The following is a 26,259-nucleotide window of genomic DNA, read 5'->3' as shown; positions in this document are numbered from 1 at the left end:
CAAAATCGTCAGAATTTTTACATGTTTATTGGATTCCGTTAATAAAAAAATCAATAGAGCCACTTCTGTGCATACTGAACTGTTAAACAAAAAAAAAATCGATCTTATAAAAGACCGATTTTAAGACTAACATACTAATTCAATCAAAGCATGAATGGATATTCATTAAACTAACACTGCAAAGATCATAGTATTTAGTCTAATCTATGTTAAGCTAACATTAGCCTTGTATTAACTTTATCCCTTTAAGTACTTTATGTATTAATAAGCCTTTGTAGATAGATGGCTTTTGATTTTTGGAATTTGAAATTTGACATTAGAGAATTAAGATTTGTCATTTCTTGTATCCACTTTGGTTCAATTCATTTATGATAGTGCGCTTTTATTATGGCTTCAGTCTCTTCTAGTGATTTGAACACATCAAAACCTTTGCCTTGCGTGCGTCTAGAACCAAGTGTATTCGCATAATGTGCAGCTTTGATTGGGTCATTATAAACCGTAAGCCCAAAGGCTAAACCACCTGCAAACGAGTCGCCACAACCTGTGGTATCAATGACATCCTTCACTGGTACCGATGCCACGAAGTCCTTTTGTATCGTTCCCTCTTTTTTTGAATAAATAGCACAGCCTTTGGAGTCTAAAGTCACATAGAGAACTGTAACACCTTGGTTTAATACATTGGCTGCAAAATCATCCAGATGCTCTCTGCGGTCTTCATCGTGAAAATGCACATCACTGTAATCTTTTTCAAACCAGCAGCAGAGCGATTCTTCTAAATTCATTTTAAGAACGTCAATGTATGGCAACCAATCTTCGCGGTCTTTCCAATATTTTCTAAGGCGTTTTTGCTCATTATCGACGTAGGTCGTCGTGCCATGCGCATCAAAAATAATTTTGGCGGCGCTATTGTTCTTGATATGCTTCAAAGCATCCAACTCGATCTCAAAATCGGTAATGGGCACAAAAACAAAGCAATCGGCATCTAAAAAAGGAGCAACGCTTTCCGCAGTTATGGGATGCATGTTTGCAAGCTGCTTTTCAAGTCGGTTGTTTTGATCTATAAAATTGAGTTCTATTATGGTGCCTTGGTCTTTTTCTGAATTTATGCCGCTCTTATTAATAGCTGGATAAGGTTCAAACAAAACATTGATGGCATCATGGTCTTTTTTGTGGATATTAGAGATAGGAATCACTTCGCCCTTGCCTTCCAATAATTTCGCCAAGGCAATGGTTGGGTGGGATACACAACCGTATTTAGTAATGACCTCATTTTTATGCGTGATAATGGTATCCTGCGGAATGGGACCAACAACTGCTATCTTGTATCCTTTATTCATAATCTTAATCCTGCAATGCGAAAACTCTCCTTAATAGGTCGGTACCTCGTGAGGAAAGTTTTGTTCGTATATCCTTTTCTTCCACCGCAATCATTTTATAGACACCCTTTAGTGCCTCGCCTGTGACATAATCGGTCAAATCTGGATTTACGTCACTGGTGAAGGGGATGGCGTTGTATTTCGTGATGAGATTGGACCAAATTTGGTCGGCACCCACTTTTGTGAATGAATTGTTGATTACGGGCTGAAATTTATTGTAAAGCTCGGTCTGTGTTTTTGCAGTCAAATATTGGGTTGCGGCATCATCCTGCCCCAGCAAAATAGTCTTGGCATCATTGAAGCTAATCTGCTTTACCGCATTCACAAAAATGGGTGTGGCCTCGCCAACGGCATCCTCTGCTGCTCTATTGAGTACTTTGAGACCTTCATCTGCCAAGCTGCCCAGGCCAATGTCGCGCAAGCCTTTATCGACCTTCTGCAGTTCTTCAGGCAAAAGGATCTTAACCAGATCATTTTTGTAAAATCCGTCGGGTTTGGTAAGTTTTGTGACTTGTTGCTCAATGCCTTGATCCAGTGCCTGTCTAAGCCCTGCGGCGATATCGGCATTGCTTAGCACGCCACCACCTTGCGGTAATTGGTCAACAACGCTTTGTAATTCAGCACAAGCAGTGAGATTGAAAATGCAAACGAGTAGGATAAATTTTTTATACATAAAAGTGTGGGTTTCTTACAAATATAGAATTTATGCTCAGATTTGCATTTGTTTAAGCGCTTAAAATTCGAGCAATAATGATTAAACTATTCTTAATCGGCAGGTGGTTATTTTCAAAATTCCGTAAATTGCAGACTTAAAATCAAAGTAAAATTCCGAATGAAGCAAGCTACACCCTATACTCCAAAACACAATGTAAGAATCGTAACCGCGGCCGCTCTTTTTGATGGGCACGATGCCTCCATAAATATCATGCGTCGCATCATCCAAAGCACTGGTGTTGAAGTCATCCATTTGGGGCATGACCGTAGCGTGGAAGAGGTTGTAAATACTGCCATTCAAGAAGATGTGAATGCAATTTGCATAACCTCTTATCAAGGTGGCCACAACGAGTACTTTAGGTACATGCACGATTTGCTCAAGGAAAAAGGAGCAGGTCACATCAAGATTTTTGGTGGTGGTGGCGGCGTCATCTTACCTTCAGAAATTAAGGAACTCATGGATTATGGCATCGACCGCATCTACGCTCCAGACGATGGTCGTGAAATGGGGTTGCAAGGCATGATCAACGATCTCGTGGAGCAATCTGATTTTGAGAGTCCGGCGCTAAGCCTTCCGAAGAATAAGGATGTTAGAACTTCTGTGAAGGATAAAGACGTGCCTACCATTGCGCGTTTGATTTCTTTTGCTGAAAGTCAGCATGATAAATTTAAGACACATTTTTCTTCCATTGAGAAACTTCCGAAAACTAAAGATGAAACCGTAGTTCTTGGGATCACAGGGACTGGAGGCTCTGGGAAATCCTCACTTGTGGATGAGTTGGTAAGACGCTTCCTCATTGATTTTCCTGAAAAAACCATCGGTATCGTATCTGTTGATCCTTCAAAACGAAAAACTGGCGGCGCTCTATTAGGCGATCGCATTCGTATGAATGCCATTAATTCCCCTCGGGTCTATATGCGCAGTTTGGCGACTAGACAGTCTAATTTAGCACTTTCAAAATATGTGAATGAAGCTGTAGAGGTCTTGAAAGCTGCGGAATATGATTTAATTATCCTTGAAACATCTGGAATAGGTCAAAGTGATACCGAAATCGTTGAGCACAGTGATGTGGCCTTATATGTGATGACACCAGAATTTGGTGCTGCCACTCAGCTTGAAAAGATTGATATGTTGGATTTTGCCGATTTGGTATCCATCAACAAATTTGATAAACGCGGGTCTTTAGATGCCTTGCGTGATGTGAAAAAACAGTACATGCGCAACCACCAGTTGTGGGACACGCCACAAGATGATTTGCCCATTTTTGGAACGATTGCTTCCCAATTCAATGATCCTGGGATGAACAAATTATACCGAGCGGTAATGGATAAATTGGTCGAAAAAACCAATACCGATTTAAAATCGACTTTCCATGTCTCTGAAGAAATGAGCGAGAAGATTTTTGTGATTCCACCGGCGAGAACCCGCTACCTATCTGAAATTGCTGAAAATAATCGCGCTTATGACAAAACCGCGAGTGAGCAACAAGAAGTAGCACAAACGCTCTACGGAATCTTCAAAACGCTGGCTTCCGTTTCAGGTCAAACCCCAACAATGGATAAAGCTGGGATTGATAGTGATTCGCTCGCGGCTACTTCCGAAGACAGCAAACCACTGGTAAAATTATTGGTTTCAGAATTTGACCGTGTCAAACTCAATCTCGACCCCTATAACTGGGAGATTATCACAAGCTGGGATGAGAAAGTAAATAGGTATAAAAATCCGGTCTATACGTTTAAGGTCCGTGACCGTGAAATAAAGATCGATACGCAAACCGAATCCTTGTCGCATTCAAAAATCCCAAAAGTGGCCTTGCCAAAATATCAAGCTTGGGGCGATATCTTAAAATGGTGTCTTCAGGAAAATGTGCCTGGAGAATTTCCTTACACTTCAGGATTATACCCATTTAAGCGTACCGGTGAGGATCCTGCGCGTATGTTTGCTGGCGAAGGTGGCCCAGAACGAACCAACCGACGTTTTCATTATGTGAGCATGGGACTGCCTGCGAAACGCTTATCTACTGCTTTCGATAGTGTTACCCTCTACGGAAACGATCCAGGCCTTAGACCAGATATTTACGGTAAGATTGGTAATGCAGGTGTTTCGATTTGTTGTTTAGACGATGCCAAGAAATTATATTCCGGTTTTGATCTTGCCAGTGCCATGACCTCGGTAAGTATGACTATCAATGGGCCTGCCCCAATGTTGTTGGGCTTTTTCATGAATGCTGCCATCGATCAACAGTGCGAGATTTATATCAAGGAAAATGGTCTTGAAAAGGAAATCGATGCCAAAATTACAAAAATTTATAAAACCAAAGGGGTCGATAGACCTAAATACAATGGCGAATTGCCTGAAGGTAATGACGGTCTCGGGTTAATGCTGCTCGGCATTACTGGCGATTTGGTGTTGCCTCAAGCGGTCTATGAAGACATCAAGATGAAAACCATTGCTCAGGTAAGAGGTACGGTTCAAGCCGATATTTTAAAGGAAGATCAAGCGCAAAACACGTGTATTTTCTCTACGGAATTTGCGCTGCGTCTTATGGGTGATGTTCAGGAATATTTTATTGAGAATAAGGTGCGTAATTTTTATTCGGTCTCTATTTCTGGTTACCATATCGCGGAAGCTGGAGCTAACCCGATTTCGCAGTTGGCCTTTACCTTGTCAAATGGTTTCACTTACGTGGAATATTACTTATCGCGAGGCATGGACATCAATGACTTTGGGCCTAACCTCTCCTTCTTTTTCTCTAACGGAATTGATCCTGAATATGCAGTGATTGGTCGTGTAGCCCGTAAAATCTGGTCTAAAGCCTTGAAAAATAAATATGGTGCCAATTCTAGAGCGCAGATGTTGAAATACCATATTCAGACTTCTGGAAGAAGTTTGCATGCCCAGGAAATCGATTTTAATGATATCCGTACCACGCTTCAAGCGCTGTATGCGATTTATGACAACTGCAACTCATTGCACACAAACGCTTACGATGAGGCAATTACAACCCCTACTGAAGAATCGGTAAGACGTGCCATGGCGATTCAGTTGATTATCAATAAGGAATTGGGCTTGGCAAAAAATGAAAATCCCATCCAAGGTTCGTTCATCATCGAAGAACTTACAGATCTTGTGGAAGAAGCAGTTTTGCTTGAATTTGATCGCATTACCGAACGTGGTGGCGTTCTTGGTGCTATGGAAACCATGTACCAACGCTCCAAAATCCAAGAGGAAAGTTTGTATTACGAAACACTAAAGCATAATGGGGAGTTCCCTATAATTGGTGTGAATACGTTCTTGAGTTCAAAAGGCTCGCCAACGGTGGTTCCTGCGGAAGTCATTCGTGCTACGGAAGAAGAGAAGCAAATGCAGATCCAAACCTTGGAGAATCTACACAAAGCTTTTGAGGATCAAATTGAAGCGACCTTAGATAAAGTGCAGCAAGCGGCGATTCATAATGAGAATATTTTTGAAGTGTTGATGGAAGCCACCAAAGTGTGTTCCCTAGGCCAAATCACGAATGCCTTGTTTGAGGTTGGTGGTCAATATAGGCGAAATATGTAATGCATAGGGACAGCTCGCGAGCTGTCCGTGGTGGTCAATATAGGCGAAATATGTAATGCGTAGGGACAGCTCGAGAGCTGTCCGATAATGATGGGGTAATCAATCATGATTTTTTTCTCGGACAAGTCGCGACTTGTCCGTACCGGATTGCGGGGCGCAATTTTTTATTCTGAAATATTCCATATCAATTTCCAGATTTCCATATTTTCATCAATTCATGAATTTATATATGAGGATCCCATTTTTTTAGGAATCAAAAGGGATCATAAAAATTAGAGTTTTGCATTTGCATCAAATATTTTCATATCTTAATGGTATTCAATCCATTAAAATGAAAAATCGCAAAGGTAATCGCATGAAGGGGTATGATTATTCAAGAAATAATCTGTATTTCGTTACCATTTGTGTGGATCAAATGAAATGTTGTTTGGGTCAGGTTGTGGATGCAGATTTGATTGATGAAAATCATCCCGTAGGGACAGGTCGCGACTTGTCCGTTCATTCCGATTCGAAAAATAATCCCGTAGGGACAGGTCGCGACCTGTCCGCACGGCGTGCAGATGCAGTACACCCCCAATTAAAAAAATCCAAAGAATTTTCAATAGTGCCATCCAGAAAAGTCATGGAGTTAAATGCGTATGGTAAAATTGTTGAAGAGCGATTGCAATGGTTGGCAGGGCAATATCAATATGTTGTTTTGCATAATTATGTGGTCATGCCAAATCATGTGCATGCCATCATCGAAATCAATAAGCATTTGGTTACTGAGGTCGGCATAAAAATCAAATCATTGTCAGAGCTGGTAGGAGCTTTCAAGAGTACATCCTCAAAATGGATTCATGAGCTGAATTTTCCAGGTTTTAAATGGAAGCGTTCCTTTCATGATAGTATCATCAAAGAGGATAGGGCCCATAGTATGATTTCGAATTATATAAGCGAAAATCCGAATAAGTGGATTAATGATAAATTTTATGCGTAGGGACAGCTCGAGAGCTGTCCCAATTATTAAGGATAAATTTTATGCGTAGGGACAGCTCGAGAGCTGTCCCAATTATTAAGGATAAATTTCATGCATAGAGACAGCTCGAGAGCTGTTTGATCATGATTTTTTTCAATATTTATTGAGTAAGAGGGGACAGGTCGCGACCTGTCCGTACGCAATGAGATGGCATTGAAATGCCAAATTGATTTTTTTAATTGGCATTAAAATGCCAAATCTATTGCTTTTATAGATTGATGCTCGATTTATCTTGAAATGATTCCTTCGGAAATGATTAGGAATGAATGGGAAATGAAATTTAGATTGTGGAATTAGAGCGTCAATACCCAATGGCGTTGCAGTTTTCTAAATTTTCTCAACTCGCTTCGTAAAATAGGCAAGTACTCGCTACCGTTGCTATTACAGCGCTCCAACCGATTGCAATTGATGTGAAGCCTTTGTGTCAACCGCTCGATCGAAGCCAAATGCTGGTCTTTTTTTTCGGAATAACGTCCAGCTTGTGCCTTCTCGATTTCTGGCACCAAAGATTCCGATTGTTGGATGATGTCTCCTGAAAAGTAAATATGCGCATCCTCGCTTCCGTCAGGGTTTAAATAGGAGAGATCCTGACTGAGATATGTTGAGATATTCCGCGAAAGCATTAAAATGTCCATAGCCTTCCTATAGATAGGAAGATCTGATAAATGAGATGGCAAATTATAATACATAAGTTATTACTTAATCGGTAACACCAAAATTACCGAGAAGTATCGACACTTCGCTTTAGAATTTAAACCATAATCGTATATTTGCCTTAGGATTTAAGTTATTTTTAAAATTTACTTTAAATGCATATAGACAATCTTAATTGGAAGATTTTAAAGTGTCTTCAACTAAATGCACGGCAATCGAATACCGAAATTGGTAGAACGGTCGGCATTAGTTCGCCGGCAGTATCAGAGCGCATAAAAAAGATGGAGGAGGCTGGCGTGATTCAAAATTATAATACCTTGGTAAGTCCGTTTGAGGTAGGCTATCAACTGAAGGCTTTAATTACATTGAGAGCCTTCATGGGCATGTTGAAGCCTTTTCTTGAAAAAGTGAAGACTTATGATGAGGTAATCAATTGCTATCGCATTACTGGCAATGAGAATATTGTTATGGAGGTGGTCTTAAAAAACCAAAAGCATTTGGAAGCCTTTATCGATCAATTGATTGTTTATGGTGAGACCAAAACGCAAATCGTATTATCCCACGTGATCAAACACAATGAGGTTAAACCCTTGAAATAGCTGGTAGTTTTCGTTTTAATGTCTCAAGTCTAAGTGTTTATTGATCTGTATTGACGCTGCTTTGAATACTAACTATACCTTGATTCAATCGAATGTCAAAATTTATTACGTTGCCATTCGCAAGTTAGCTGCAGTTCAAAAAAGCTAAAAGATGGTCTCGGCGATTCATAATCTTGAAAAGTGAGGGTTACAATCCCATGGCATCTTTTGCCAGTTATTAGGTTTAGTGGCTTGCGATAGCAGATGGCGATGGTTGATTCCGCAAGATATTTGAAACACAATTCTATTTTTGAAGCAGATATATCTTTGAAGCAGAATCCATTCTATTAATTGCAAATTGAAATTATAAACGAAAGCTTCGGCGGTACAAAAGCATGCTCTTTATTAAGTAGGTTAGGCCATAGAACTGATTTCTATTATTGTTTTCCCATAGTCCTATAAAGCGTCATATTTGTAAACTATAAAAGCCACTAACAAAAGGTAGTGGCTTTAAAATATCGTGTTGGTTGCGCTTTAGCTCAAGGCTTCCTTGATGCGTTTTATGGCTTCAATAATTTGTTCTTTTGAAGCTGCATAAGACAAGCGAATACAGTTTGGACTGCCAAAAGCCTCTCCTGTAACCGTCGCTACGAGTGCATGCTCTAAAAGGAATAGTGAAAGTTCTTCAGCATTGTTTATGGTTTGACCCTTAATCGTTTTTCCGAAGTAATAGGAGATGTCTGGGAACACATAAAAAGCACCTTCTGGTACATTGGTCTTAAAACCTTCAACCTCATTAAGCAAATCTAATATCAAATCACGACGTTCCTTAAATTGGTCAACCATGAATTGAATCTTCGATGGCGATTCATTCAATGCGGTAATAGTAGCCCGTTGAGCAATACAATTGGCGCCACTGGTAATTTGTCCCTGCATTTTGGTGCAGGCTTTCGCGATTTGTTCTGAAGCCCCAATGTAGCCTATGCGCCATCCGGTCATCGCAAATGCTTTGGAAACACCGTTTACGGTAACTGTACGATCGTACATGTCTTCAAATTGTGCCATGCTTTCGTGTCCGCCACCCAAGTAATTGATGTGCTCGTATATTTCATCAGAAACTATAATGATTTCTGGGTAATCTTTAAGTACATCTGCTAAAGCTCTCAATTCAGCCTTACTATAAACCGATCCGCTTGGGTTGCAGGGAGAACTGTACCAAATCATTTTCGTTTTAGGGGTAATTGCGGCCTTAAGTTGCTCAGGTGTCAACTTGAAATCATTTTCAATGGCCGTTTTTACTTCTACAGGAACACCTTCGTTCAAGGCTACAATATCACTGTAACTTACCCAATATGGGCAGGGTAAGATCACTTCATCGCCTTTGTTTAAAAGTACCGCAGCAATGTTGGCTAAAGATTGCTTGGCGCCGGTTGATACGACAATTTGAGAACGTTTATAATTAAGTTGATTGTCGCGCTTGAATTTGGTAATGATGGCATCCTTCAATTCGGTATAACCATCAACTGGTGTATAGCCATTGTAATTATCATCAATCGCTTGTTTCGCGGCTTCCTTTATATAATCTGGTGTATTGAAATCTGGCTCGCCTAAACTGAGGCCGATAATATCTTTACCTTCTTCTTTTAATTCTCTTGTTTTGGCGGCCATTGCTAAGGTAGCAGAGGTCGCCATATTCAATACGCGTTCTGAAAGTTGTGTCATTTCACTAAAGTTGATTGATATTTTAAGCTGATACGGCCGGTTTCATGCCCATGGTCTTCAAAAATTTAAAATGGGCGACAATTGCTTTTCTTGTAGTTTCGTATTCTTTATACGGAAGATTAAATTCTTGAGCTGTTTCTTTAACGATTTTAGCGATCTTCCCGTAATGAATATGACTGATATTAGGGAAAATATGATGCTCAACTTGGTGGTTGAGGCCGCCAGTGTACCAATTGATGATCTTACTTTTAGCACCAAAATTAATTGTGGTTTCCAATTGATGTATGGCCCAAGTGTTTTTCATGGTGCCATTTTCAGCAGGAAGCGGCATTTCTGCTTCGTCCATGACATGTGCCAATTGAAACACGACACTCAAGATGAGACCTGCAACATAATGCATGATGAAGAAGCCTAATAGAATTTTCCACCAAGCGGCGTCTAAAACGAGCATAGGCAAAACAATCCAAAGCGAAACATAAATAATTTTTGAGATCACGAGTTTACTCCAGTTAGCAATAGGACTTGGCATTTTTCCGTAGGAAAGCTTGCGCTTCATGTAACGGGTCATTTGCTGCCAATCTGTAGTAATTGCCCAGTTAATGGTAAGTAATCCGTAGAGTAATACTGAATAATAATGCTGAAACTTGTGATGTTTCGCCCATTTGGTATGCTCTGAAAATCTCAAGATGCGTCCTGCTTCCAAATCCTCATCATGACCGTGAATGTTGGTGTATGTATGATGCAAAACATTATGCTGTACTTTCCAATTGTAGACATTGCCAGCCAAAATGTAAATGCTGCTTCCCATAAGGCGGTTAACCCAATCTTTATTGGAGAACGCTCCATGATTGCCATCGTGCATCACGTTCATCCCCACGCCAGCCATACCAATGCCCATTACAACAGTAAGTAAAAGTTGTAACCAACCAGGAATATCTAAAGTAAGAATCAATAAATAAGGCAATAAGAAAATGGTAAACATAATGATGGTCTTCAGCCAGAGCTTCCAATTACCAGTACGTTTAATATTGTTTTCCTTGAAATAGTTGTTAACGCGTTTGTTGAGTGTCCTGAAAAATTTCGCAGAATCAGCTCGAGAGAAGGAAAGGGTTTGCTTAGTCATCCAATGTATATTTTGAAATCAAACGAAAATCGCTCAATCCGCATATTTAATAGCAAAGATAATTAATAAATGCTCTAATTTTGCCAATTATAATGTAAAAATATGGGTTGAAAAATGCCTATTTTTGCAATTAAACCAAAGTCAATGGAGCTTATACAACGCTATTTCCCTAATTTAAGTGAGCAACAAATCAAGCAATTTCAAGATTTAGATCGCCTCTACCAAGATTGGAATCTTAAGATCAATGTGGTTTCTAGAAAGGACATTGAAGAATTGTATCTGCGACATGTTTTGCACTCTCTAGGCATTGCAAAGGTCATCACTTTTAAGCCAGGCTCTAAAATACTTGATGTGGGCACTGGAGGTGGATTTCCAGGAATTCCCTTGGCCATTTTGTTTCCAGATTCTCGGTTCCATTTGGTGGATAGTATTGGCAAGAAATTAAAAGTGGTTGATGAGGTTGTTGCTGGATTGGATTTAAAAAACGTCAAGACCACCAATAGCAGGGTTGAGGAAGTTGATGACCAATTCGATTTTATTGTGAGTAGGGCAGTGGCTGCCATGCCTACTTTTGTGCATTGGGTAAAGGGTAAAATTGCCAAAAAGCAAAACCATGAGCTTAAAAACGGTATCTTATACCTTAAAGGTGGCGATCTTTCTGAAGAATTGGCAACCTATCAAACAGCTACTATCTATGAGCTGAGCGATTATTTTGAGGAAGCCTTTTTCGAAACCAAAAAAGTGGTGCACCTACCCATTAAATTCCGCACTTAAAAAAACACCATCGTTTGTAATGGTGTTTGATTTAATGTATTTATTGCTTCGGAAGCAATCTAGTTCACGATAAACTTAATCCTAATTTGAGTTTGATTCTTGGGTTCGATGTTGAGAATGTACATACCAGATTCTAAGTCCAAAGGAATACGGTTCCGTTGTGTTAAAACCATATTGGTGGCCTTGTACACATGTTTTCCGGTAATATCAATGATGCTCAAATTGGTTCTTCCCAAGAGCTTGTCACTCAAGATTACAAGTGCATCATTTATAGGATTGCTGGCAATTCGAACATCTGCTGAATTTTCAAACGATACATTGGATAAAGATCCCTGTAAAATTTCACTAAGTGCAAAAGCCACGTTAGCTTCGTTGAGTTGCACGTGAGGTTGATTCTCGGTGGGTGCATGCCAATTGACAAAGGGTGTAGTCGCATTTGGGCTGGTGGGCGTTCCCAAATCAATATCGTACCAATCGATTTCATTATTGGGAAATTCTACCGCCATAGCACTAACAGAAGGAATAAAACTGAATTCATCCAATTGCAAGGCATTTGAAAATAGGCCAATGATGCCATCGTTTCCAAGGCCTTCCGTAAAGGCATTGAGATCAAAGAGTCCGCCAGAGGCTGCATCCACGCCATCAGAATAGCTATTGGCTTGGGCATTGGCTTCTACGTCAACCAAAGTGGTGGTTCCAATAAAGTTGATCTGCACCAAAATCTTACTTATGAGTGCAGCACCTGTAGCGCTTGCAGGTGTTAAATTGAGACCGATTTGTGCAGTGGTTGGCAATGGCGAGCCAGGTACAGCAAAAGTATCATCGATTGCAGTAAATCCAGGTGTGACCTCTGTGCCATTAGATGAAAGATAAGGGTTGCCCACGCCGCTGCCGTTAACTATGGCCACGTTTCGAGTATTTTGAGGAAAACCTGTGGCGGTCAAACCATTGACGCTTGAGTCAAAAATGGCTTTATATGGATGTGCTTCGGGCAATAGTTTTGCAGGATCAAATGCCACATTGCTGCCAGTTTCCAAATGGGTCTCGAATTGGTCTATCAACATCTGTCTTGCAGCAGGTGCTTTGAGGAGACCGTTGACTACGGGTTGTAATTGGGTAATATTGAGGTTTCCTAAACCAAAGCCCAAGAAGTTGAATTGATGCTGAAATCCCAATGGCACATTGGCGCCCAAATGAGGTGCGTCAAAAGAAATCCATAATCGGGTCTCGTGGGCAATGGATTGGTTCTCCATGTAATTGAGTGTATATTTGGAAATGATGCCGCCCATACTTGGGCCAATGATTACCAACTCTTCCTCGCCAACCTTATCGGCGTTGAGCGTGTTGATGAGGTCGAGCAAAAGCATGGCATTCCGCTCTAAAAAGTCGGCACCGCCATCAATTAAACTACTTCCTGCGGGAAAATCGCTTTCATCAATAATGCTGTCTCCGTTGGTGTCTGCCACATCGGAAAGATTCAGCAAAGTGGCATCTGCCAATCGCAAATACCGCGGAAAATTAAGGATGACCACATCAAACCCTTCGGCTCTAACGAGGTCTCCTAGGTTTTGATTGCCGCTGGCATCAGTAAAATTGAGTAAATCATAAATGCCTGAAATCGTTCGCGTATCTCCTGGATCAAAGCCGTCTAATAGAATTATGGGCTTGTCTAAAATACCATCGTTGCTGTCTAAAAAGAGTTCGTACTCGCCAAGACCTGAAAAGCTGGTTGCCCCAGAATAGGCAGATAGGTCTGCAGATATCGTGGATTCAAATGCTACCGTTTGGGAGAAGGCTATAAACGGTAAGGCAAAAAGTAGTAAAGCGTAGTGTTTTATCATTGGTGTGGTTTTTATGTGCTCACAAGATATAAATTTAAGGTAATATTTTGTAGAATAAGGGCTTAGAACAACAAAAATCCCCAAACAACTAAATGTTTGAGGATTTATTTTTAAGTAAGCATCACATTTTATTTCATGTAAGGATAGCGATAATCTGTTGGTGTTACGAAGGTTTCCTTGATCATTCTTGGCGAAATCCAACGCAATAGGTTGAGAACGCTACCCGCTTTATCATTGGTGCCGGAAGCTCTCGCGCCACCAAATGGCTGATGGCCTACAACTGCACCAGTTGGCTTGTCGTTGATATAGAAGTTACCGGCCGCATTTTGTAATGCGGTAGTGGCTTCAGCAATAGCATAACGGTCTTTGGCTAAAATAGCTCCTGTTAATGCATAAGGGCTCGTTTCATCCACCAATTTCAATGTTTCGCTAAATTTGTCCGCATCATACACATAAATCGTAATGATTGGGCCAAATAATTCAGTATGCATTGTGGTGTATTTAGGATCTTTGGCCACGATCACGGTTGGGTCAATGAAATAACCCTTGCTTTTATCGTAAGTGCCGCCTACAATGATCTCTGCATCAGCATCGGCTTTGGCTTGGTCGATGTATTTTGCCAATTTATCAAAAGAGGCTTCGTGGATTACTGCGGTTGTATAGTTTTCTAAATTGTCTGGTGATCCTTTTTTAAAGGATTTGACATCGGCAACCACGTATTTTTTGACTTCTTCCCAAATGTTGGAAGGCACATAAGCTCTTGAAGCCGCGCTACATTTTTGACCTTGAAACTCAAAAGCACCTCTCGTGATGGCGGTTGCAACTTGTTTGGCATCGGCAGTTTTATGGGCGACTATAAAATCCTTACCACCAGTTTCACCAACGATTCTTGGATAAGTTTTGTAATTGTCGATATTGTTTCCTATTTGTTTCCAAAGCGCTTTAAATACGTCGGTAGAACCTGTAAAGTGTAAACCAGAAAAATCTGGACTTGCCAAAATAGTATCTGTAATCATTTTGGGATCTCCAAACACTACGTTGATGACGCCGGGAGGTACACCTGCTTCATCAAACACATCCATAATCACTTTTGCTGAATATATTTGGCTGTCACTTGGTTTCCAGACTACAACATTACCCATCAATGCCATGCAGGATGGTAAATTGCCGGCAATAGCGGTGAAATTAAATGGTGTAATGGCATAAGTGAAACCTTCCAATGGTCGATATTCCAAACGGTTCCATGCTTCGGAAGTACTTTCCGGTTGGTCGTGGTAGATATCGGTCATGTACTGCACGTTGAAGCGTAAAAAGTCAATGAGTTCACAGGCGGAATCAATTTCAGCTTGATGCACCGTTTTTGATTGCGCGATCATGGTAGCAGCATTGATTTTGGCTCTGTATGGACCTGCAATCAATTCCGCAGCTTTTAAAAATATGCCTGCTCTTTGTTCCCAATGGAGTTGAGACCAAGCCTTGCGGGCTTCCATCGCAGTGGAAATAGCGTCTTCAACATGGGATTTTTCAGCTAAATGATAAGAACCCACCACATGTTGGTGGTCGTGTGGTGCAGAAAGCGTCTTGGTATTGCCCGATTTGACATCCTTGCCATTGATATGCAGCGGAATCTCGATTTTGCTATTGAACATGTCTTTATAGGCCTTGAGCACCTCGTCACGTTCCGGACTTCCGGGAGCGTAAGTTTTTACGGGTTCGTTGATGGCTATTGGTGTGTTGAAAAATCCTTTTCCCATGTGAAATTTTAGGTTTTTATGGTTTATTGTAAATTGAATCGTAAAGGTACAATTTTTTGACAACTGCCGATTTCGAATGGTATTAAATCGGCGTTAAAATAGCCTGGGGATTGGAGTTAATCTGTTCGTTATGAAAACAGAGCAAAGCTTTTAGCTTATTGGGTGCTTCAAAATCAACTTTAATTAGCCAATCGAATTGTAAAGATAAATACCTTAACTGGGGCATTTTTCGTATTAATTGTTGATAATAAATTCTTTTTTTTTAAGAATGTGAAGATAGTCGCGATAGTGGCTTAAATGTGAATATGCTTCAGTAAAAAAATTGTGTGAGTTGGAAGTCAAAGTCAAATTGGAAGAACAAATCTATTTCTTATTGAAAGCTATGATCCGGTTCTGTTTCAAGATAAGTCAATTGCAAATGATATCGAAAATAAACGACTCATAAGGAAGGATGACACTTTTATGGAATTCACACTAAACGAATAAATGGTTAGCGGTTGCCAAATGGGTAACCGCTTTTTTAAAGTATGGAGGAATAGCGAATTAATTGAGTGCATAAGGCGCACTCAATTTAAATGAAGGAATAAAAACCTTGAAATCATCTTGGGTATTTAGATTGATCATGTTGTAGTGACCTTGCATCGCGCCAAATGGGGACGTGAGTAAACAGCCTGAACTGTAAGTGTGAGAGGCGCCAGGTCCTAATACGGGTTGCTGCCCAATCACACCATCGCCTTCAACGGTTTCCACATTATTGAGTGCATCCAAAATCGTCCAATATCGAGAAGCAAGCTGCACAGAATCTTTGCTTTGGTTTTCTATGCTAACGCGGTAACCAAAGGCGAAGTGCACTTTGTAGTTTTTGTAAAAAGTGCCTTCAAAAGTGGTTTCGACTGAAATTTTTATACCGCTAGTGACTTGTTGTACCATAATTTGGAATGCTTACGTGAATTGTAAAGATAACGAATTTTGAGAAACAAGGGAAGTTTTTCCGTTGAACAGGACTTTTAGACTGTGATTGAAGCTGAGATCGTGACGGAAACTTCAAATGTTTGATTCTGACCGTATTGTATCATTTTGAAAATTTCAGGAAGAACTTCAAAAGAAGAGCGCTTCAGTTCCGTTTAAGTCATGAGCTTTGAGCTTTGAGCCCTGCATCCTAGGTCTTAAGTCAAACAGTCCTACGTCATAAATCTCAAATCTTCGTTTCAAATTAAAAGTCGTGGTTCATTCTTCATCAATGACCTGCGAGTTTCCAACGAGTTCTTTGTTTTCGGGCTTGTTCTCAAATTCAAAGGCTTCAATCGTTTTGAAAAAAGCAATCATATCTTGCTCTTGAATCAAACTGTTGATGGTTACCAACCTCACAAATTCTTGTTCCTTAAACTTTCCGAAGCCTACCATCAATGCTGCCTGTTCATAGAGTTGCGTGCACAAGGTTTTCGCAGGAATATCTTTATAATTGAAACACACCGAAATGGAATCGTCAAAACTATACAGCGTATAATCTGGATGGTTTTTGATGTATTTGCGTGCCACATCGGCAATCATGAACTGGTGGGCCACAATTTTTTCGAGCCCTTTGCTGCCTACCGATTTCCAGAGTGTCCAGAGTTTTAGGGCGTCATTGCGTCGCCCGCATTGAATGGAGGTTTTCCCCAGGTTGTAATCGTCGTCGTTGGTTTGGTACAGATATTCGGCATCGTTGGAAAAGGATTGGTATAGATGTTTTTTATCCTTGGCCACAATAATGGAGCAACTCAATGGCGTGCCCAACATTTTGTGTGCATTTACGCTAAACGAATCGGTAAGTGCTATGCCTTTAACCAGATGTTTATAGGCATCACTAAAAATTACCGACCCACAATAGGCACCGTCCAAATGCAGCCAAAGGTCATGAGCCTTACAAACTTTACTTATGGCCTCCACATCGTCAAAAGCGCCTAAAACAGTAGTACCTGCCGTGGCATTGACGAAAAATGGCTGTAAATTAGCGGCAATATCTTTTTTAATCTGAAGATCTAATTCCGACGGAATCATTTCGCCCACGGCATTGACTTTAATGGCTTTGACCTGATTTCTGCCCACACCAATGAACGCAGCATTTTTTGCAATAGAATAATGCGAACATTCTGATGTGTAAAGCGTCATTTTATGGCTCATTCCTTCCGTCTTAGCTTCAGGGTTATATTTATCACGTGCCATCAAGACCGCCATGAAATTGCTCATGGAACCGCCAGGAGCAAAGGTGCCGTCACTGGTTGCTGTATAACCGATCATGTCGCAGATTTTTCGAAGCAAGACTTTCTCAACGCCAACTTGCGGGCCTGCAACCTTATAAGTGTACATGCTGTTGTTGAGCATCACTGCCAACAAATCACCCAAAGTGGCTCTGCTGATGCGCCCTCCAAAAAGCTGATTGAAAAACGAAGTGGAAGCGGTTTTGGGAGTGCGTTTGATGAGTTCGGTCAAGGTGGCCTTGAAATCGTTATCAATGCTAGCGTCCTCTGGCAAGCTCAAATCGATACTATCGTATAAATGTTGGGAAGGTATGGGTTTGGCTACAGGTGTTTCGCGTTCTTCGGTTAATAAAATCTCGGTAAGCTCTTGAAATAATTTTAAGTCGTTGAGCATATGCTAATGTTCATTCTGTGTTTTGGCTACTGCAAATTTATCCCTATTTTGTTGGAAAATTCAGGAATTAACAAGATACTAAAAATTAAGATATATTGAAAACACCAAGACAGATTCAAGCTTTTATAGATGCTTTGAAACAAGCGGGGATTGCCGATTATAATGGCATCTTCAATACTTTTGACTTTAGTGAGGTTAATTTTAAGGACTTTACAAGTTGGAGTGATAAGAGCTACACCCGCAATTGCCTTTACCACGACAGCGATTTTGAGTTGATTTTATTGTGTTGGTGTGAAGGACAGGAAACATCGGTGCACAATCACGATGGGGAGGACTGTTGGGTGCGTATCTTAAAAGGCGAGATCGAGGAGGAGTTTTTTGATTTTAATGCCGAAGGGGATTTGAATCTGCTGCGTTCACAAATCGTAACAGCAAGCGAAACCACCTTCATCAATGATGAAATTGCGTTGCATCGTCTCAAGAATAATTTTGAGGGTCGCAGCATGAGCTTGCATCTTTACGCGAAACCCATTGAGCAATGCAGAAGTTACAATGAGGCTAATGGCGAATTTGTGAAAAAGGAGTTGCGTTATGACAGTGAACAAGATGTACTCGATGGGACGGGGACGGCTTAAATCTTAAAGGATTTCACGGCGTTCTAGCAGTGGTTAAAGCACATTTGAAGTCGGTTCCAGATTGAAATTTCGATTGAAGACAGCGGCACAATATTAATTCGAAATATTGATGGAATTGGCTTCCCCAAAACCAATCAAACGATCATAGCGCGCGCCCAAATCACGATAATAAACCAATACTTTATAATTGTTTTCGGTCTGCCAGAAGTTTCCGCTAATGTGACCTTCATTCAATTCACCACTTTTATCGACAACCACATATTTATAGTTATAAAACCCTTGCTTTAATTTGAATTGGGATTCGTAAATACCTTCCGCAGCATTAAAAATCATTTTGTTCATGGGTTCAAGTCCGAAGTTATTGAAATTGCCGTAAACGTAAATATTGCTTCCGTCGGTAAACTTTGGATATTGCAGGCCAAAATGCACAACCGTGTAATCGGCCTCAAGCCTAAGGTCATCTACATCTAACGCATTGATCAAGAAATTGCCATTGATATCTGGATTGTAAGTATACGGTCTATCGGCTCTGGCGCCATTGACGAACAGGAAACTGTGGTATAGATCGCGTAAATCGGTAAACTGTACGCTCACATTGGAGGCTCTCACATCTTTATTCTCAAAGAAAAAATACTCATTACCACCCCAAAAAGTCGATTTCTCAACGTAACGATACACCAACTCATTGCCCAAAATAAATTGCGGCTTGAGGTAGTCAATGGCAGTGTTGAGGTTATTATTTTGAACCAGTAGCGTTTTTATGGTATTCTGCGGATTGTTGAGGTTGATACTGTTTGTGTTGATTATGATATCGACACTTTGTTTTTCGTCTATAAATTTCACATCCCTTGACCGTTTAATATCCACGCCAACGGCAACGAGTTCTTCAACCACCATAAACTTTCTACTGAACATCAATTCTTGATCGTCATTATATATGGATATCAAGTAATTGCCACTTTTAAGAAGGCCACGGGTTTGCTGGTTTGGAATACGTAATGTATAATGTGAGAAAATTTGAAAGGTATTAAAGGAATTCTCATAATCCCTAATGCGCTGGTTATCGAAGCCACTCAAGTATTCCATTTTGACGAGTTGTGAAGGTGTCCAGTCAAAGTTGTAATGTTCTATGATGTAATAGAAGTCGGCTTCCTCGCCATTCAATGCATCAAACTCCAAGAATAAAGGGTCGCCCAAATTGAGAATGGGTAACTTGCTTACCTGGGTATTGCCTCTAAACGAAATTGTTTTGATAAAGTCTGGCGGATTAACTTCAAATACCTGTGCTGCAAGAAACAAAGGGAAAATTAGAATTAAACTGAGAATTTTGAAAGTTAGTTTCATCGAATAGAGAATTTATTTTGTAAATATAAACAAAATCCATACCTTAAGTTTTGAGACTTATTTAGAATGTTTAAAAATAAGAAACTTAGATTGGCTAACTATTTTATTACTCAATTAATTCGTAAATTTGCACGGATTTTTAGACAATTAATTTCAATATAGAACGTATGTCAAACGACATTAAGATTAAAAAGGGTCTTGATATAAAATTGCAAGGCGAAGCTGAGAAAGTAGTAGAACAAGCTACTTTCAGTAACTTTTGTACTCTTAGACCTGAGGATTTTCACAGCGTTACCCCTAAATTGGTCGCTAAAGAAGGTGACATGGTTATGGCTGGAGATGTCGTCTTTCACGACAAGAGTTATGACGCTGTCAAATTTGTCTCACCAGTCTCTGGTAAGGTAGTAGAAGTTTTAAGAGGTCCTAAACGTCGTATCGACGCCATTAAGATCTTAGCCGATAAGGAACAATCACATAAAGATTTTGGGGTATTTGATAGCAACGCAAATGCTGAAACCACTAAGTCACATCTCTTATCATCGGGATGTTGGCCTTTTATCAAACAGCGGCCTTATGACGTGATTGCCGATCCTGATAGTGAGCCTAAGGCGATTTTTATCTCAGGTTATGACACCGCACCCTTGGCAGCCGATCTGGACTATACGCTCAGTGGCAAAGAAGCCGAATTGCAAGCTGCGGTTTCTGCTTTGGCAAAATTGACTCCAGGAAAGATTCACGTGGGAGTCAAATCCAATACGTCTCCTTTAGCTGGTCTAGAAGGAGTGACTGTTCACAAAGTTTCAGGTCCCCATCCTGCGGGAAATGTAGGCACCCACATCAATAAAATCAACCCGGTAAATAAGGGCGAAACGGTTTGGACCATTAATCCTGCCGATTTGGTAATTATGGGCGAATTATTGTTGACCGGTAAGTTCAATGCTGAGCGTATGGTCGCTTTGGTTGGATCTTCAGTACAAAAACCAAGATATTTCAAAACGCTCATTGGTAGCGAAGTGTCCACCATGGTCTATGATAATGGTGTAGATAAAAATGGGAATGATCGTATTATTTCCGGTAATGTATTAACCGGGAAACAAGTGAAGCCAGATGGTAACCTGGGATATTATAGCAATTTGATAAGTGTGATCCCTGAAGGTGATGATTATGAGTTTTTTGGATGGAACAAACCAGTATTTGATAAGGTTTCTACTTCAAGAGCCTTAACATTTTCTTGGATGCAGCCCAACAAAAAATACGATCTAAATACCAATACAAACGGCGAGCACCGCGCATTTGTGATCACAGGAATTTACGAAGATGTTTTTCCATTGGATATTTTCCCGATGCAAATCCTTAAGGCTTGCATGTATGAGGATTTAGATGAAATGGAAGCCTTGGGAATGTATGAAGTGGCACCAGAGGATTTTGCCTTAACGGAATTTGTTTGCGTTTCAAAACAACCCCATCAACAAATCATTAGAAACGGTTTGGATCTTATGCTGAAGGAAATCGGATAAACCAAAGCCTTCGTCTGTTAAAATACATCAAATAACTCAACACAACGGAAGCGTAGCCCGCCTCTAAATTGAAATAAAATTACAATGGGTTTAAAAAATAACTTACACACATTAAAGGAAAAGTATAAAGGAAAGAAGATGGCACCTGCCTTTAACGCATTGCACACTTTTTTATACTTACCGAATGAAACCACCCATAATGGGACTCATATCAAAGCTGCAGATGATCTAAAGCGTACGATGAATACGGTAATCCTAGCTCTAGTGCCTTGTTTGATTTATGGCATGTTCAATGCTGGGTATCAGCATTATTTGGCATTGGGCGAAATTGAAGCTTCCCATGGGTTCTTCGCATCCAGTTTCTGGACATTAGACAACTTAGTGGTTGGCCTATGGCAAGTACTGCCCTTGGTGGTAGTCTCTTATGGCGTTGGTCTTGCGGTAGAATTTGTTTTTGCCATTATCAAAGGCCATGAAGTTGAAGAAGGCTATTTGGTAACAGGGATGTTGGTGCCATTGATCGTACCTGTTGATATCCCATTATGGATGTTGGCAGTTGCTGTGGTTTTTGGAGTAGTGATTGGTAAAGAAGTTTTTGGAGGCACTGGGATGAACATCCTCAACCCGGCTTTGACCATTCGTGCCTTTTTATTCTTCGCCTATCCAACTTGGATGTCTGGCGATAAAGTTTGGGTGCATGGTGCGGTAGAGAGAGATCAAGCGATTGCTGCTGGTCAGAATCTAGATGCCATGTCTGGAGAGACCGTTTTGGGTAGCTATGCACAAAGCCAAGATGTGGCTTATAGTTATGCCGATATGTTCTTTGGGTTGATACCTGGCTCCGTTGGGGAAACCTCGAAACTGCTCATTATTTTTGGTGCCTTATTTTTGATTTTCACAAAAGTGGGGAGCTGGAGAATTATTTTGAGCACACTAGTTGGTGCCTTGGTAATGGGACTCATATTTAATGGTGTTGTTGACGCCGGATGGATTGGAGATACCAGTAAGTTCTACGGCTTGATGAGTGTGCCGTTTTGGCAGCACCTGATTATTGGTAGTATTTTATTTGGTGCCGTCTACATGGCCACAGATCCCGTCACTGCCTCACAAACCAATAAAGGAAAATACATCTATGGATTTTTGATAGGTTTTTTGTCCATCATGATTAGGGTCTTTAACCCTGCCTATCCAGAAGGCGTATTCTTAGCGATATTGTTGATGAATGTGTTTGCTCCAACCATCGACCATTATGTCATCCAGAGCAATGTTAAAAAGAGAAGAAAGCGTTTAAAACTAGCAACTGCTTAAAATTTGGTTTGATGATGCTGAAACTTTCAGCATTAAAAGACTTTAAAATTTAAAATATATAATTTCATAATTATGGAAAAAAGAACAGATAAAAATGTTTACACCATCTTATTTGCCATTGCGATGGTATTTGTGGTGGGATCATTGTTGGCTTATACAGCCTCTTCGCTTAAGCCTGCAATCACCGAAAATGAGCGTATAGAGAAACAACAAAACATCCTCTACGCTATGGGCTTCAATGAAAATGAGGAAAATACAATTGCTTTTGTATCTACAGATACTGTAGCAGGCCTTTTTGCCTCCATAGTAAAAGAACAGCTGGTATTAGAGGTTCAGGATGGTAAACTCATAAAAGAGCAAACCAGAGAAGAGTACATGGCAGCTAATAATGGTCAAGAACCTTACCTTATCGATGTCAAAAAACAACAAGCGCAAGCCAAACAAGGAAACCCAAGAAAGTTGCCTCTATTTGTAAGTGAGCATGATGGTGAAACGCTTTATGTTGCCCCTATTTATGGCAAGGGCTTATGGGATGCTATTTGGGGCTTTATCGCAGTGGACAAGGACATGATCGTGAGAGGGACATTCTTTGATCACGCAGGTGAGACACCAGGTTTGGGAGCCAATATCAAACAACGGTACTTTATGGATGATTTTTACGGTGAGCACCTATTAACTTCTCAAGGAGTTTTTAAAGGCATTGCAGTAGCAAAGGGAAATAATGATCCAAAAAATGAACGCAAAGAAGATTACAAAGTAGATGCTCTAGCAGGTGCCACCATTACTGGTGATGGCGTTTCTGCAATGATCAAAGCCGATTTGGGCCTATACGTGCCTTTTTTTCAGAACTTAAATAAATAATCAAACTAATATGGGACTACTATCAAAAAAGGATACGAAGCTAATCACAGATCCGTTAGCAGATAACAACCCGATTACCATTCAAGTACTTGGGATTTGTTCTGCACTTGCCATTACAGCCGAGTTGAAAGCCTCCTTGGTTATGGGGATTGCTGTTTTGTTTGTTTTAGGAGTAGGGAATGTGGTCATTTCGTTGATGCGAAATATCATTCCTTCAAAAATAAGGATCATCGTACAATTAATCGTGGTGGCGTCTTTGGTAATCATTGTGGATCAAGTGCTAAAGGCCTATGCTTATGAGCTGAGTAAAACACTCTCTGTGTTTGTGGGCTTGATCATCACCAACTGTATCATTATGGGACGTTTTGAAGCTTTTGCATTGGGAAATGGGCCATGGCGCTCTTTCTTGGATGGTATTGGAAACGCACTTGGCTATGCTGTAATACTTGTAATCGTAGGATTCTTTAGAGAATTATTAGGCTCTGGAACCTTATTTGGCATCCCTGTTTTAGGTGATGCTATTGAGAAAACGGGTGTGTACTCAACAGGTTATGAGAATAATGGGTTTATGCTCATGCCTCCAATGGCCTTGATCATCGTTGGTCTTCTTATTTGGATACAACGTAGTAGAAACAAGAATTTAATTGAAGATTAAATCATTCAAGAAGAAAATATAAAGGCATTGACTATCCAAAGATGCATCACTTTTAATATATAAGATAATGTTAGAACACATCGAGTTATTTTTCAAGTCTATTTTTATAGATAACATGGTATTTGCAGTCTTTTTGGGGATGTGCTCTTATTTAGCAGTTTCCAAAAAGGTATCAACAGCTATCGGTTTAGGTGCTGCGGTCATATTCGTTTTGGCTATAACCGTGCCTTTAAACTGGTTGTTGGATCAATATATTCTTCAGCCTGGAGCCTTAACTTGGATGGGAGATGAATATGCCGATTTCGACTTGAGTTTCCTCTCCTTTATTATGTTTATAGCAACTATTGCGACCATGGTGCAGTTGGTGGAGATTGTAGTAGAAAAGTTCTCTCCATCGCTTTATAACTCCTTAGGGATCTTTTTGCCGCTTATTGCAGTAAACTGCGCAATTTTGGGAGGCTCATTGTTTATGCAATCTCGCGAGATCCCAACTTTGGGCTTAGCAATTAACTATGGTATTTCATCTGGTATTGGTTGGTTTTTGGCCATTTTGGCAATAGCAGCGATACGTGAGAAAATTAGATATAGTAATGTGCCAGCACCATTGAGAGGTTTAGGTATTACCTTCATCATAACAGGTTTAATGGGAATAGGATTTTTGAGCTTTGGCGGTATGTTAACAGGAGGCGATGAAAAGGCTGCGGCAAAAGCAGAAGCACAAACAGTAGAAGTTAAGGTTGAAAATACACCTACTAAAGAACAAGTGGAATTGGCCAATAACACCAAAACAAACGAATAATTATGATTTTAGCAGCAGGAACATTAGGAACTGTAGTAGCAACAGTAGCAGCGTTTTTATTGATTACGTTGTTGTTGGTAAGTTTGTTGCTATTTGTAAAACAAAAGTTATCGCCATCTGGTCCCGTGACCATCAAGATTAATGGTGAAAAGGAAATAGAGGTTTCCTCAGGAGGAACATTGCTTTCTACTTTAAGCGGAAATAAAATATTTTTACCATCTGCATGTGGTGGTGGTGGAACTTGCATACAATGTGAGTGTCACGTACTTTCCGGTGGTGGTGAAGCATTGCCTACGGAAACGCCTCATTTCAGCAGAAAAGAATTGAAAGATGGCGCACGTTTATCTTGTCAGGTAAAAGTGAAACAGGATATGGAGATTACCATTCCTGAAGAAGTCTTCGGCATCAAAAAATGGGATGCAACGGTTGTACGGAATTATAACGTGGCTTCGTTCATAAAGGAATTTGTGATTGAGATTCCTGAAGATATGAATTATAAAGCTGGTGGGTACATTCAAATTGAGATTCCAAAATGTGAAATAAAATTTGAGGATATGGACATCACCGCGCACCCTGAAGAGCACGAAACACCTGATAAGTTTAAAGCGGAATGGGATAAATTTGCCTTATGGCCTTTGGTCATGAAGAATACTGAAACGGTAGAACGTGCATATTCCATGGCATCCTATCCAGCGGAAGGTAGAGAGATCATGTTGAATGTTCGTATCGCAACGCCTCCCTTTGATCGCAACAAAAACGGTTGGATGAGCGTTAACCCTGGTATTGCCTCTTCTTTTATTTTTGCGCAAAAGCCAGGCGATAAGGTGGTTATTTCTGGCCCTTACGGTGAGTTCTTTATTAATGAGTCTGAAAGCGAAATGCTATATGTTGGCGGAGGAGCTGGTATGGCGCCAATGCGTTCACATTTATATCATTTATTCAAAACCCTTCAAACTGGTCGTAAAGTCACGTACTGGTACGGCGGTCGTTCAAAACGAGAGTTGTTCTACTTAGAGCACTTTAGAGAATTGGAACGCGATTTCCCGAACTTCAAGTTTTACCTGGCCTTGTCTGAACCTGCGGAAGAAGATAATTGGAAAGTAAAAGAAAATATTGACGCACCAGGAGATGGTTTTGTAGGATTCATTCACAATTGTGTGATTGATAACTATCTGAATCATCACGATGCACCAGAAGATATAGAATTGTATTTCTGTGGACCACCATTGATGAACCAAGCCGTTCAAAAAATGGGTGAGGATTTTGGTATCCCAGATGAGCACATTCGTTTCGATGATTTCGGTGGATAAAAATAATTATAAATAAATTTTGTAGAGACGCGATTCATCGCGTCTTTGTAGTATATATATATATATATATATATATATAG

The 26,259-nt window shown here is 40.3% G+C and carries 21 protein-coding genes; 11 read left to right on the top strand and 10 right to left on the bottom strand.

Annotated elements, in window-relative coordinates; translation table 11 throughout:
* Positions 1-362: 362 nt before the first annotated feature.
* Entirely contained in the window at positions 363-1,337 is a 975-nt protein-coding gene (locus ESY88_RS16850; protein ID WP_147087763.1) for a carbohydrate kinase family protein, read from the bottom strand.
* A gap of 4 nt (positions 1,338-1,341) precedes the next feature.
* On the bottom strand, positions 1,342-2,049 hold the full coding sequence (locus ESY88_RS16845) for a DUF4197 domain-containing protein (RefSeq protein WP_147087762.1): 708 nt from the start codon (positions 2,047-2,049) through the stop codon (positions 1,342-1,344).
* Positions 2,050-2,208: 159 nt separating this feature from the next.
* Between ESY88_RS16845 and ESY88_RS16840 the strand changes: the two genes are divergently transcribed.
* Entirely contained in the window at positions 2,209-5,652 is a 3,444-nt protein-coding gene (locus ESY88_RS16840; protein WP_147087760.1) for a methylmalonyl-CoA mutase family protein, read from the top strand.
* A gap of 331 nt (positions 5,653-5,983) precedes the next feature.
* Entirely contained in the window at positions 5,984-6,631 is a 648-nt protein-coding gene (locus ESY88_RS16835; protein ID WP_223270870.1) for a transposase, read from the top strand.
* 332 nt (positions 6,632-6,963) lie between these two features.
* Here the strand turns inward: ESY88_RS16835 and ESY88_RS16830 are convergent, their stop codons facing one another.
* Positions 6,964-7,359, bottom strand: coding sequence for a hypothetical protein (locus ESY88_RS16830; protein WP_147087758.1), 396 nt, complete (start codon positions 7,357-7,359; stop codon positions 6,964-6,966).
* A 120-nt stretch (positions 7,360-7,479) separates the two neighbouring features.
* Here ESY88_RS16830 and ESY88_RS16825 point away from each other — a divergent pair, with 120 nt between their 5' ends.
* Complete coding sequence (locus tag ESY88_RS16825) at positions 7,480-7,923, top strand: Lrp/AsnC family transcriptional regulator (RefSeq protein ID WP_147087756.1); 444 nt, start codon at positions 7,480-7,482, stop codon at positions 7,921-7,923.
* A 513-nt stretch (positions 7,924-8,436) separates the two neighbouring features.
* On the opposite strand, the gene ESY88_RS16820 is transcribed toward ESY88_RS16825, so the two are convergent.
* Complete coding sequence (locus ESY88_RS16820) at positions 8,437-9,624, bottom strand: pyridoxal phosphate-dependent aminotransferase (RefSeq protein ID WP_147087754.1); 1,188 nt, start codon at positions 9,622-9,624, stop codon at positions 8,437-8,439.
* 22 nt (positions 9,625-9,646) lie between these two features.
* Positions 9,647-10,747 (bottom strand): fatty acid desaturase family protein, encoded by a 1,101-nt coding sequence (locus ESY88_RS16815; protein WP_147087753.1) that lies wholly within the window; start codon positions 10,745-10,747, stop codon positions 9,647-9,649.
* Positions 10,748-10,891: 144 nt separating this feature from the next.
* Between ESY88_RS16815 and rsmG the strand changes: the two genes are divergently transcribed.
* Positions 10,892-11,521: a 16S rRNA (guanine(527)-N(7))-methyltransferase RsmG gene (gene rsmG, locus ESY88_RS16810; RefSeq protein ID WP_147087751.1), complete on the top strand. Its 630-nt coding sequence runs from the start codon at positions 10,892-10,894 to the stop codon at positions 11,519-11,521.
* A gap of 59 nt (positions 11,522-11,580) precedes the next feature.
* Here the strand turns inward: rsmG and ESY88_RS16805 are convergent, their stop codons facing one another.
* The 4 genes from ESY88_RS16805 to ESY88_RS16790 form a co-directional block, all read right to left on the bottom strand.
* Positions 11,581-13,362 carry a T9SS type A sorting domain-containing protein gene (locus ESY88_RS16805; RefSeq protein WP_147087749.1) on the bottom strand — a complete coding sequence of 594 codons (1,782 nt, stop codon included), beginning with the start codon at positions 13,360-13,362 and terminating at the stop codon, positions 11,581-11,583.
* A gap of 128 nt (positions 13,363-13,490) precedes the next feature.
* Positions 13,491-15,116, bottom strand: coding sequence for an L-glutamate gamma-semialdehyde dehydrogenase (pruA, locus tag ESY88_RS16800; protein WP_147087747.1), 1,626 nt, complete (start codon positions 15,114-15,116; stop codon positions 13,491-13,493).
* Positions 15,117-15,659: 543 nt separating this feature from the next.
* On the bottom strand, positions 15,660-16,046 hold the full coding sequence (gene apaG, locus ESY88_RS16795) for a Co2+/Mg2+ efflux protein ApaG (protein ID WP_147087745.1): 387 nt from the start codon (positions 16,044-16,046) through the stop codon (positions 15,660-15,662).
* Positions 16,047-16,343: 297 nt separating this feature from the next.
* Positions 16,344-17,750, bottom strand: coding sequence for a pyridoxal phosphate-dependent decarboxylase family protein (locus tag ESY88_RS16790; RefSeq protein WP_147087744.1), 1,407 nt, complete (start codon positions 17,748-17,750; stop codon positions 16,344-16,346).
* 95 nt (positions 17,751-17,845) lie between these two features.
* Between ESY88_RS16790 and ESY88_RS16785 the strand changes: the two genes are divergently transcribed.
* Positions 17,846-18,385 carry a cysteine dioxygenase gene (locus tag ESY88_RS16785; RefSeq protein ID WP_189702636.1) on the top strand — a complete coding sequence of 180 codons (540 nt, stop codon included), beginning with the start codon at positions 17,846-17,848 and terminating at the stop codon, positions 18,383-18,385.
* 93 nt (positions 18,386-18,478) lie between these two features.
* On the opposite strand, the gene ESY88_RS16780 is transcribed toward ESY88_RS16785, so the two are convergent.
* A complete protein-coding gene (locus ESY88_RS16780) occupies positions 18,479-19,729 on the bottom strand; it encodes a type IX secretion system plug protein (protein ID WP_147087740.1) in 1,251 nt (416 codons plus the stop codon).
* A gap of 167 nt (positions 19,730-19,896) precedes the next feature.
* Here ESY88_RS16780 and ESY88_RS16775 point away from each other — a divergent pair, with 167 nt between their 5' ends.
* From ESY88_RS16775 to nqrF, 6 genes are all read left to right on the top strand, one after another.
* Entirely contained in the window at positions 19,897-21,246 is a 1,350-nt protein-coding gene (locus ESY88_RS16775; RefSeq protein WP_147087738.1) for a Na(+)-translocating NADH-quinone reductase subunit A, read from the top strand.
* A gap of 84 nt (positions 21,247-21,330) precedes the next feature.
* On the top strand, positions 21,331-22,554 hold the full coding sequence (locus ESY88_RS16770; protein WP_147087736.1) for an NADH:ubiquinone reductase (Na(+)-transporting) subunit B: 1,224 nt from the start codon (positions 21,331-21,333) through the stop codon (positions 22,552-22,554).
* A 72-nt stretch (positions 22,555-22,626) separates the two neighbouring features.
* Positions 22,627-23,415 (top strand): Na(+)-translocating NADH-quinone reductase subunit C, encoded by a 789-nt coding sequence (locus ESY88_RS16765; RefSeq protein ID WP_147087734.1) that lies wholly within the window; start codon positions 22,627-22,629, stop codon positions 23,413-23,415.
* 10 nt (positions 23,416-23,425) lie between these two features.
* Entirely contained in the window at positions 23,426-24,070 is a 645-nt protein-coding gene (locus tag ESY88_RS16760) for an NADH:ubiquinone reductase (Na(+)-transporting) subunit D (RefSeq protein WP_147087733.1), read from the top strand.
* Between the two features lie 67 nt (positions 24,071-24,137).
* A complete protein-coding gene (gene nqrE / locus ESY88_RS16755; RefSeq protein ID WP_147087731.1) occupies positions 24,138-24,869 on the top strand; it encodes an NADH:ubiquinone reductase (Na(+)-transporting) subunit E in 732 nt (243 codons plus the stop codon).
* 2 nt (positions 24,870-24,871) lie between these two features.
* Positions 24,872-26,179, top strand: coding sequence for an NADH:ubiquinone reductase (Na(+)-transporting) subunit F (gene nqrF / locus ESY88_RS16750; RefSeq protein WP_147087729.1), 1,308 nt, complete (start codon positions 24,872-24,874; stop codon positions 26,177-26,179).
* The last annotated feature ends 80 nt before the right edge of the window (positions 26,180-26,259 follow it).

Source organism: Subsaximicrobium wynnwilliamsii, from assembly GCF_007997225.1.
GTDB lineage: Bacteria > Bacteroidota > Bacteroidia > Flavobacteriales > Flavobacteriaceae > Psychroserpens > Psychroserpens wynnwilliamsii.
The sequence above is the reverse complement of the archived record's forward strand: the minus strand, read 5'-3'. Positions and strand labels throughout refer to the sequence as shown.

Coding starts and splice junctions, on each gene's coding strand:
- ESY88_RS16820 (WP_147087754.1), bottom strand. CDS start 9,624: ATGACACAACTTTCAGAACGCGTATTGAATATGGCGACCTCTGCTACC.
- ESY88_RS16815 (WP_147087753.1), bottom strand. CDS start 10,747: ATGACTAAGCAAACCCTTTCCTTCTCTCGAGCTGATTCTGCGAAATTT.
- ESY88_RS16770 (WP_147087736.1), top strand. CDS start 21,331: ATGGGTTTAAAAAATAACTTACACACATTAAAGGAAAAGTATAAAGGA.
- nqrE (WP_147087731.1), top strand. CDS start 24,138: ATGTTAGAACACATCGAGTTATTTTTCAAGTCTATTTTTATAGATAAC.
- ESY88_RS16760 (WP_147087733.1), top strand. CDS start 23,426: ATGGGACTACTATCAAAAAAGGATACGAAGCTAATCACAGATCCGTTA.
- ESY88_RS16780 (WP_147087740.1), bottom strand. CDS start 19,729: ATGAAACTAACTTTCAAAATTCTCAGTTTAATTCTAATTTTCCCTTTG.
- nqrF (WP_147087729.1), top strand. CDS start 24,872: ATGATTTTAGCAGCAGGAACATTAGGAACTGTAGTAGCAACAGTAGCA.
- ESY88_RS16805 (WP_147087749.1), bottom strand. CDS start 13,362: ATGATAAAACACTACGCTTTACTACTTTTTGCCTTACCGTTTATAGCC.
- ESY88_RS16775 (WP_147087738.1), top strand. CDS start 19,897: ATGTCAAACGACATTAAGATTAAAAAGGGTCTTGATATAAAATTGCAA.
- ESY88_RS16850 (WP_147087763.1), bottom strand. CDS start 1,337: ATGAATAAAGGATACAAGATAGCAGTTGTTGGTCCCATTCCGCAGGAT.
- ESY88_RS16845 (WP_147087762.1), bottom strand. CDS start 2,049: ATGTATAAAAAATTTATCCTACTCGTTTGCATTTTCAATCTCACTGCT.
- pruA (WP_147087747.1), bottom strand. CDS start 15,116: ATGGGAAAAGGATTTTTCAACACACCAATAGCCATCAACGAACCCGTA.
- ESY88_RS16830 (WP_147087758.1), bottom strand. CDS start 7,359: ATGTATTATAATTTGCCATCTCATTTATCAGATCTTCCTATCTATAGG.
- ESY88_RS16840 (WP_147087760.1), top strand. CDS start 2,209: ATGAAGCAAGCTACACCCTATACTCCAAAACACAATGTAAGAATCGTA.
- ESY88_RS16765 (WP_147087734.1), top strand. CDS start 22,627: ATGGAAAAAAGAACAGATAAAAATGTTTACACCATCTTATTTGCCATT.
- rsmG (WP_147087751.1), top strand. CDS start 10,892: ATGGAGCTTATACAACGCTATTTCCCTAATTTAAGTGAGCAACAAATC.
- ESY88_RS16835 (WP_223270870.1), top strand. CDS start 5,984: ATGAAAAATCGCAAAGGTAATCGCATGAAGGGGTATGATTATTCAAGA.
- ESY88_RS16825 (WP_147087756.1), top strand. CDS start 7,480: ATGCATATAGACAATCTTAATTGGAAGATTTTAAAGTGTCTTCAACTA.
- apaG (WP_147087745.1), bottom strand. CDS start 16,046: ATGGTACAACAAGTCACTAGCGGTATAAAAATTTCAGTCGAAACCACT.
- ESY88_RS16790 (WP_147087744.1), bottom strand. CDS start 17,750: ATGCTCAACGACTTAAAATTATTTCAAGAGCTTACCGAGATTTTATTA.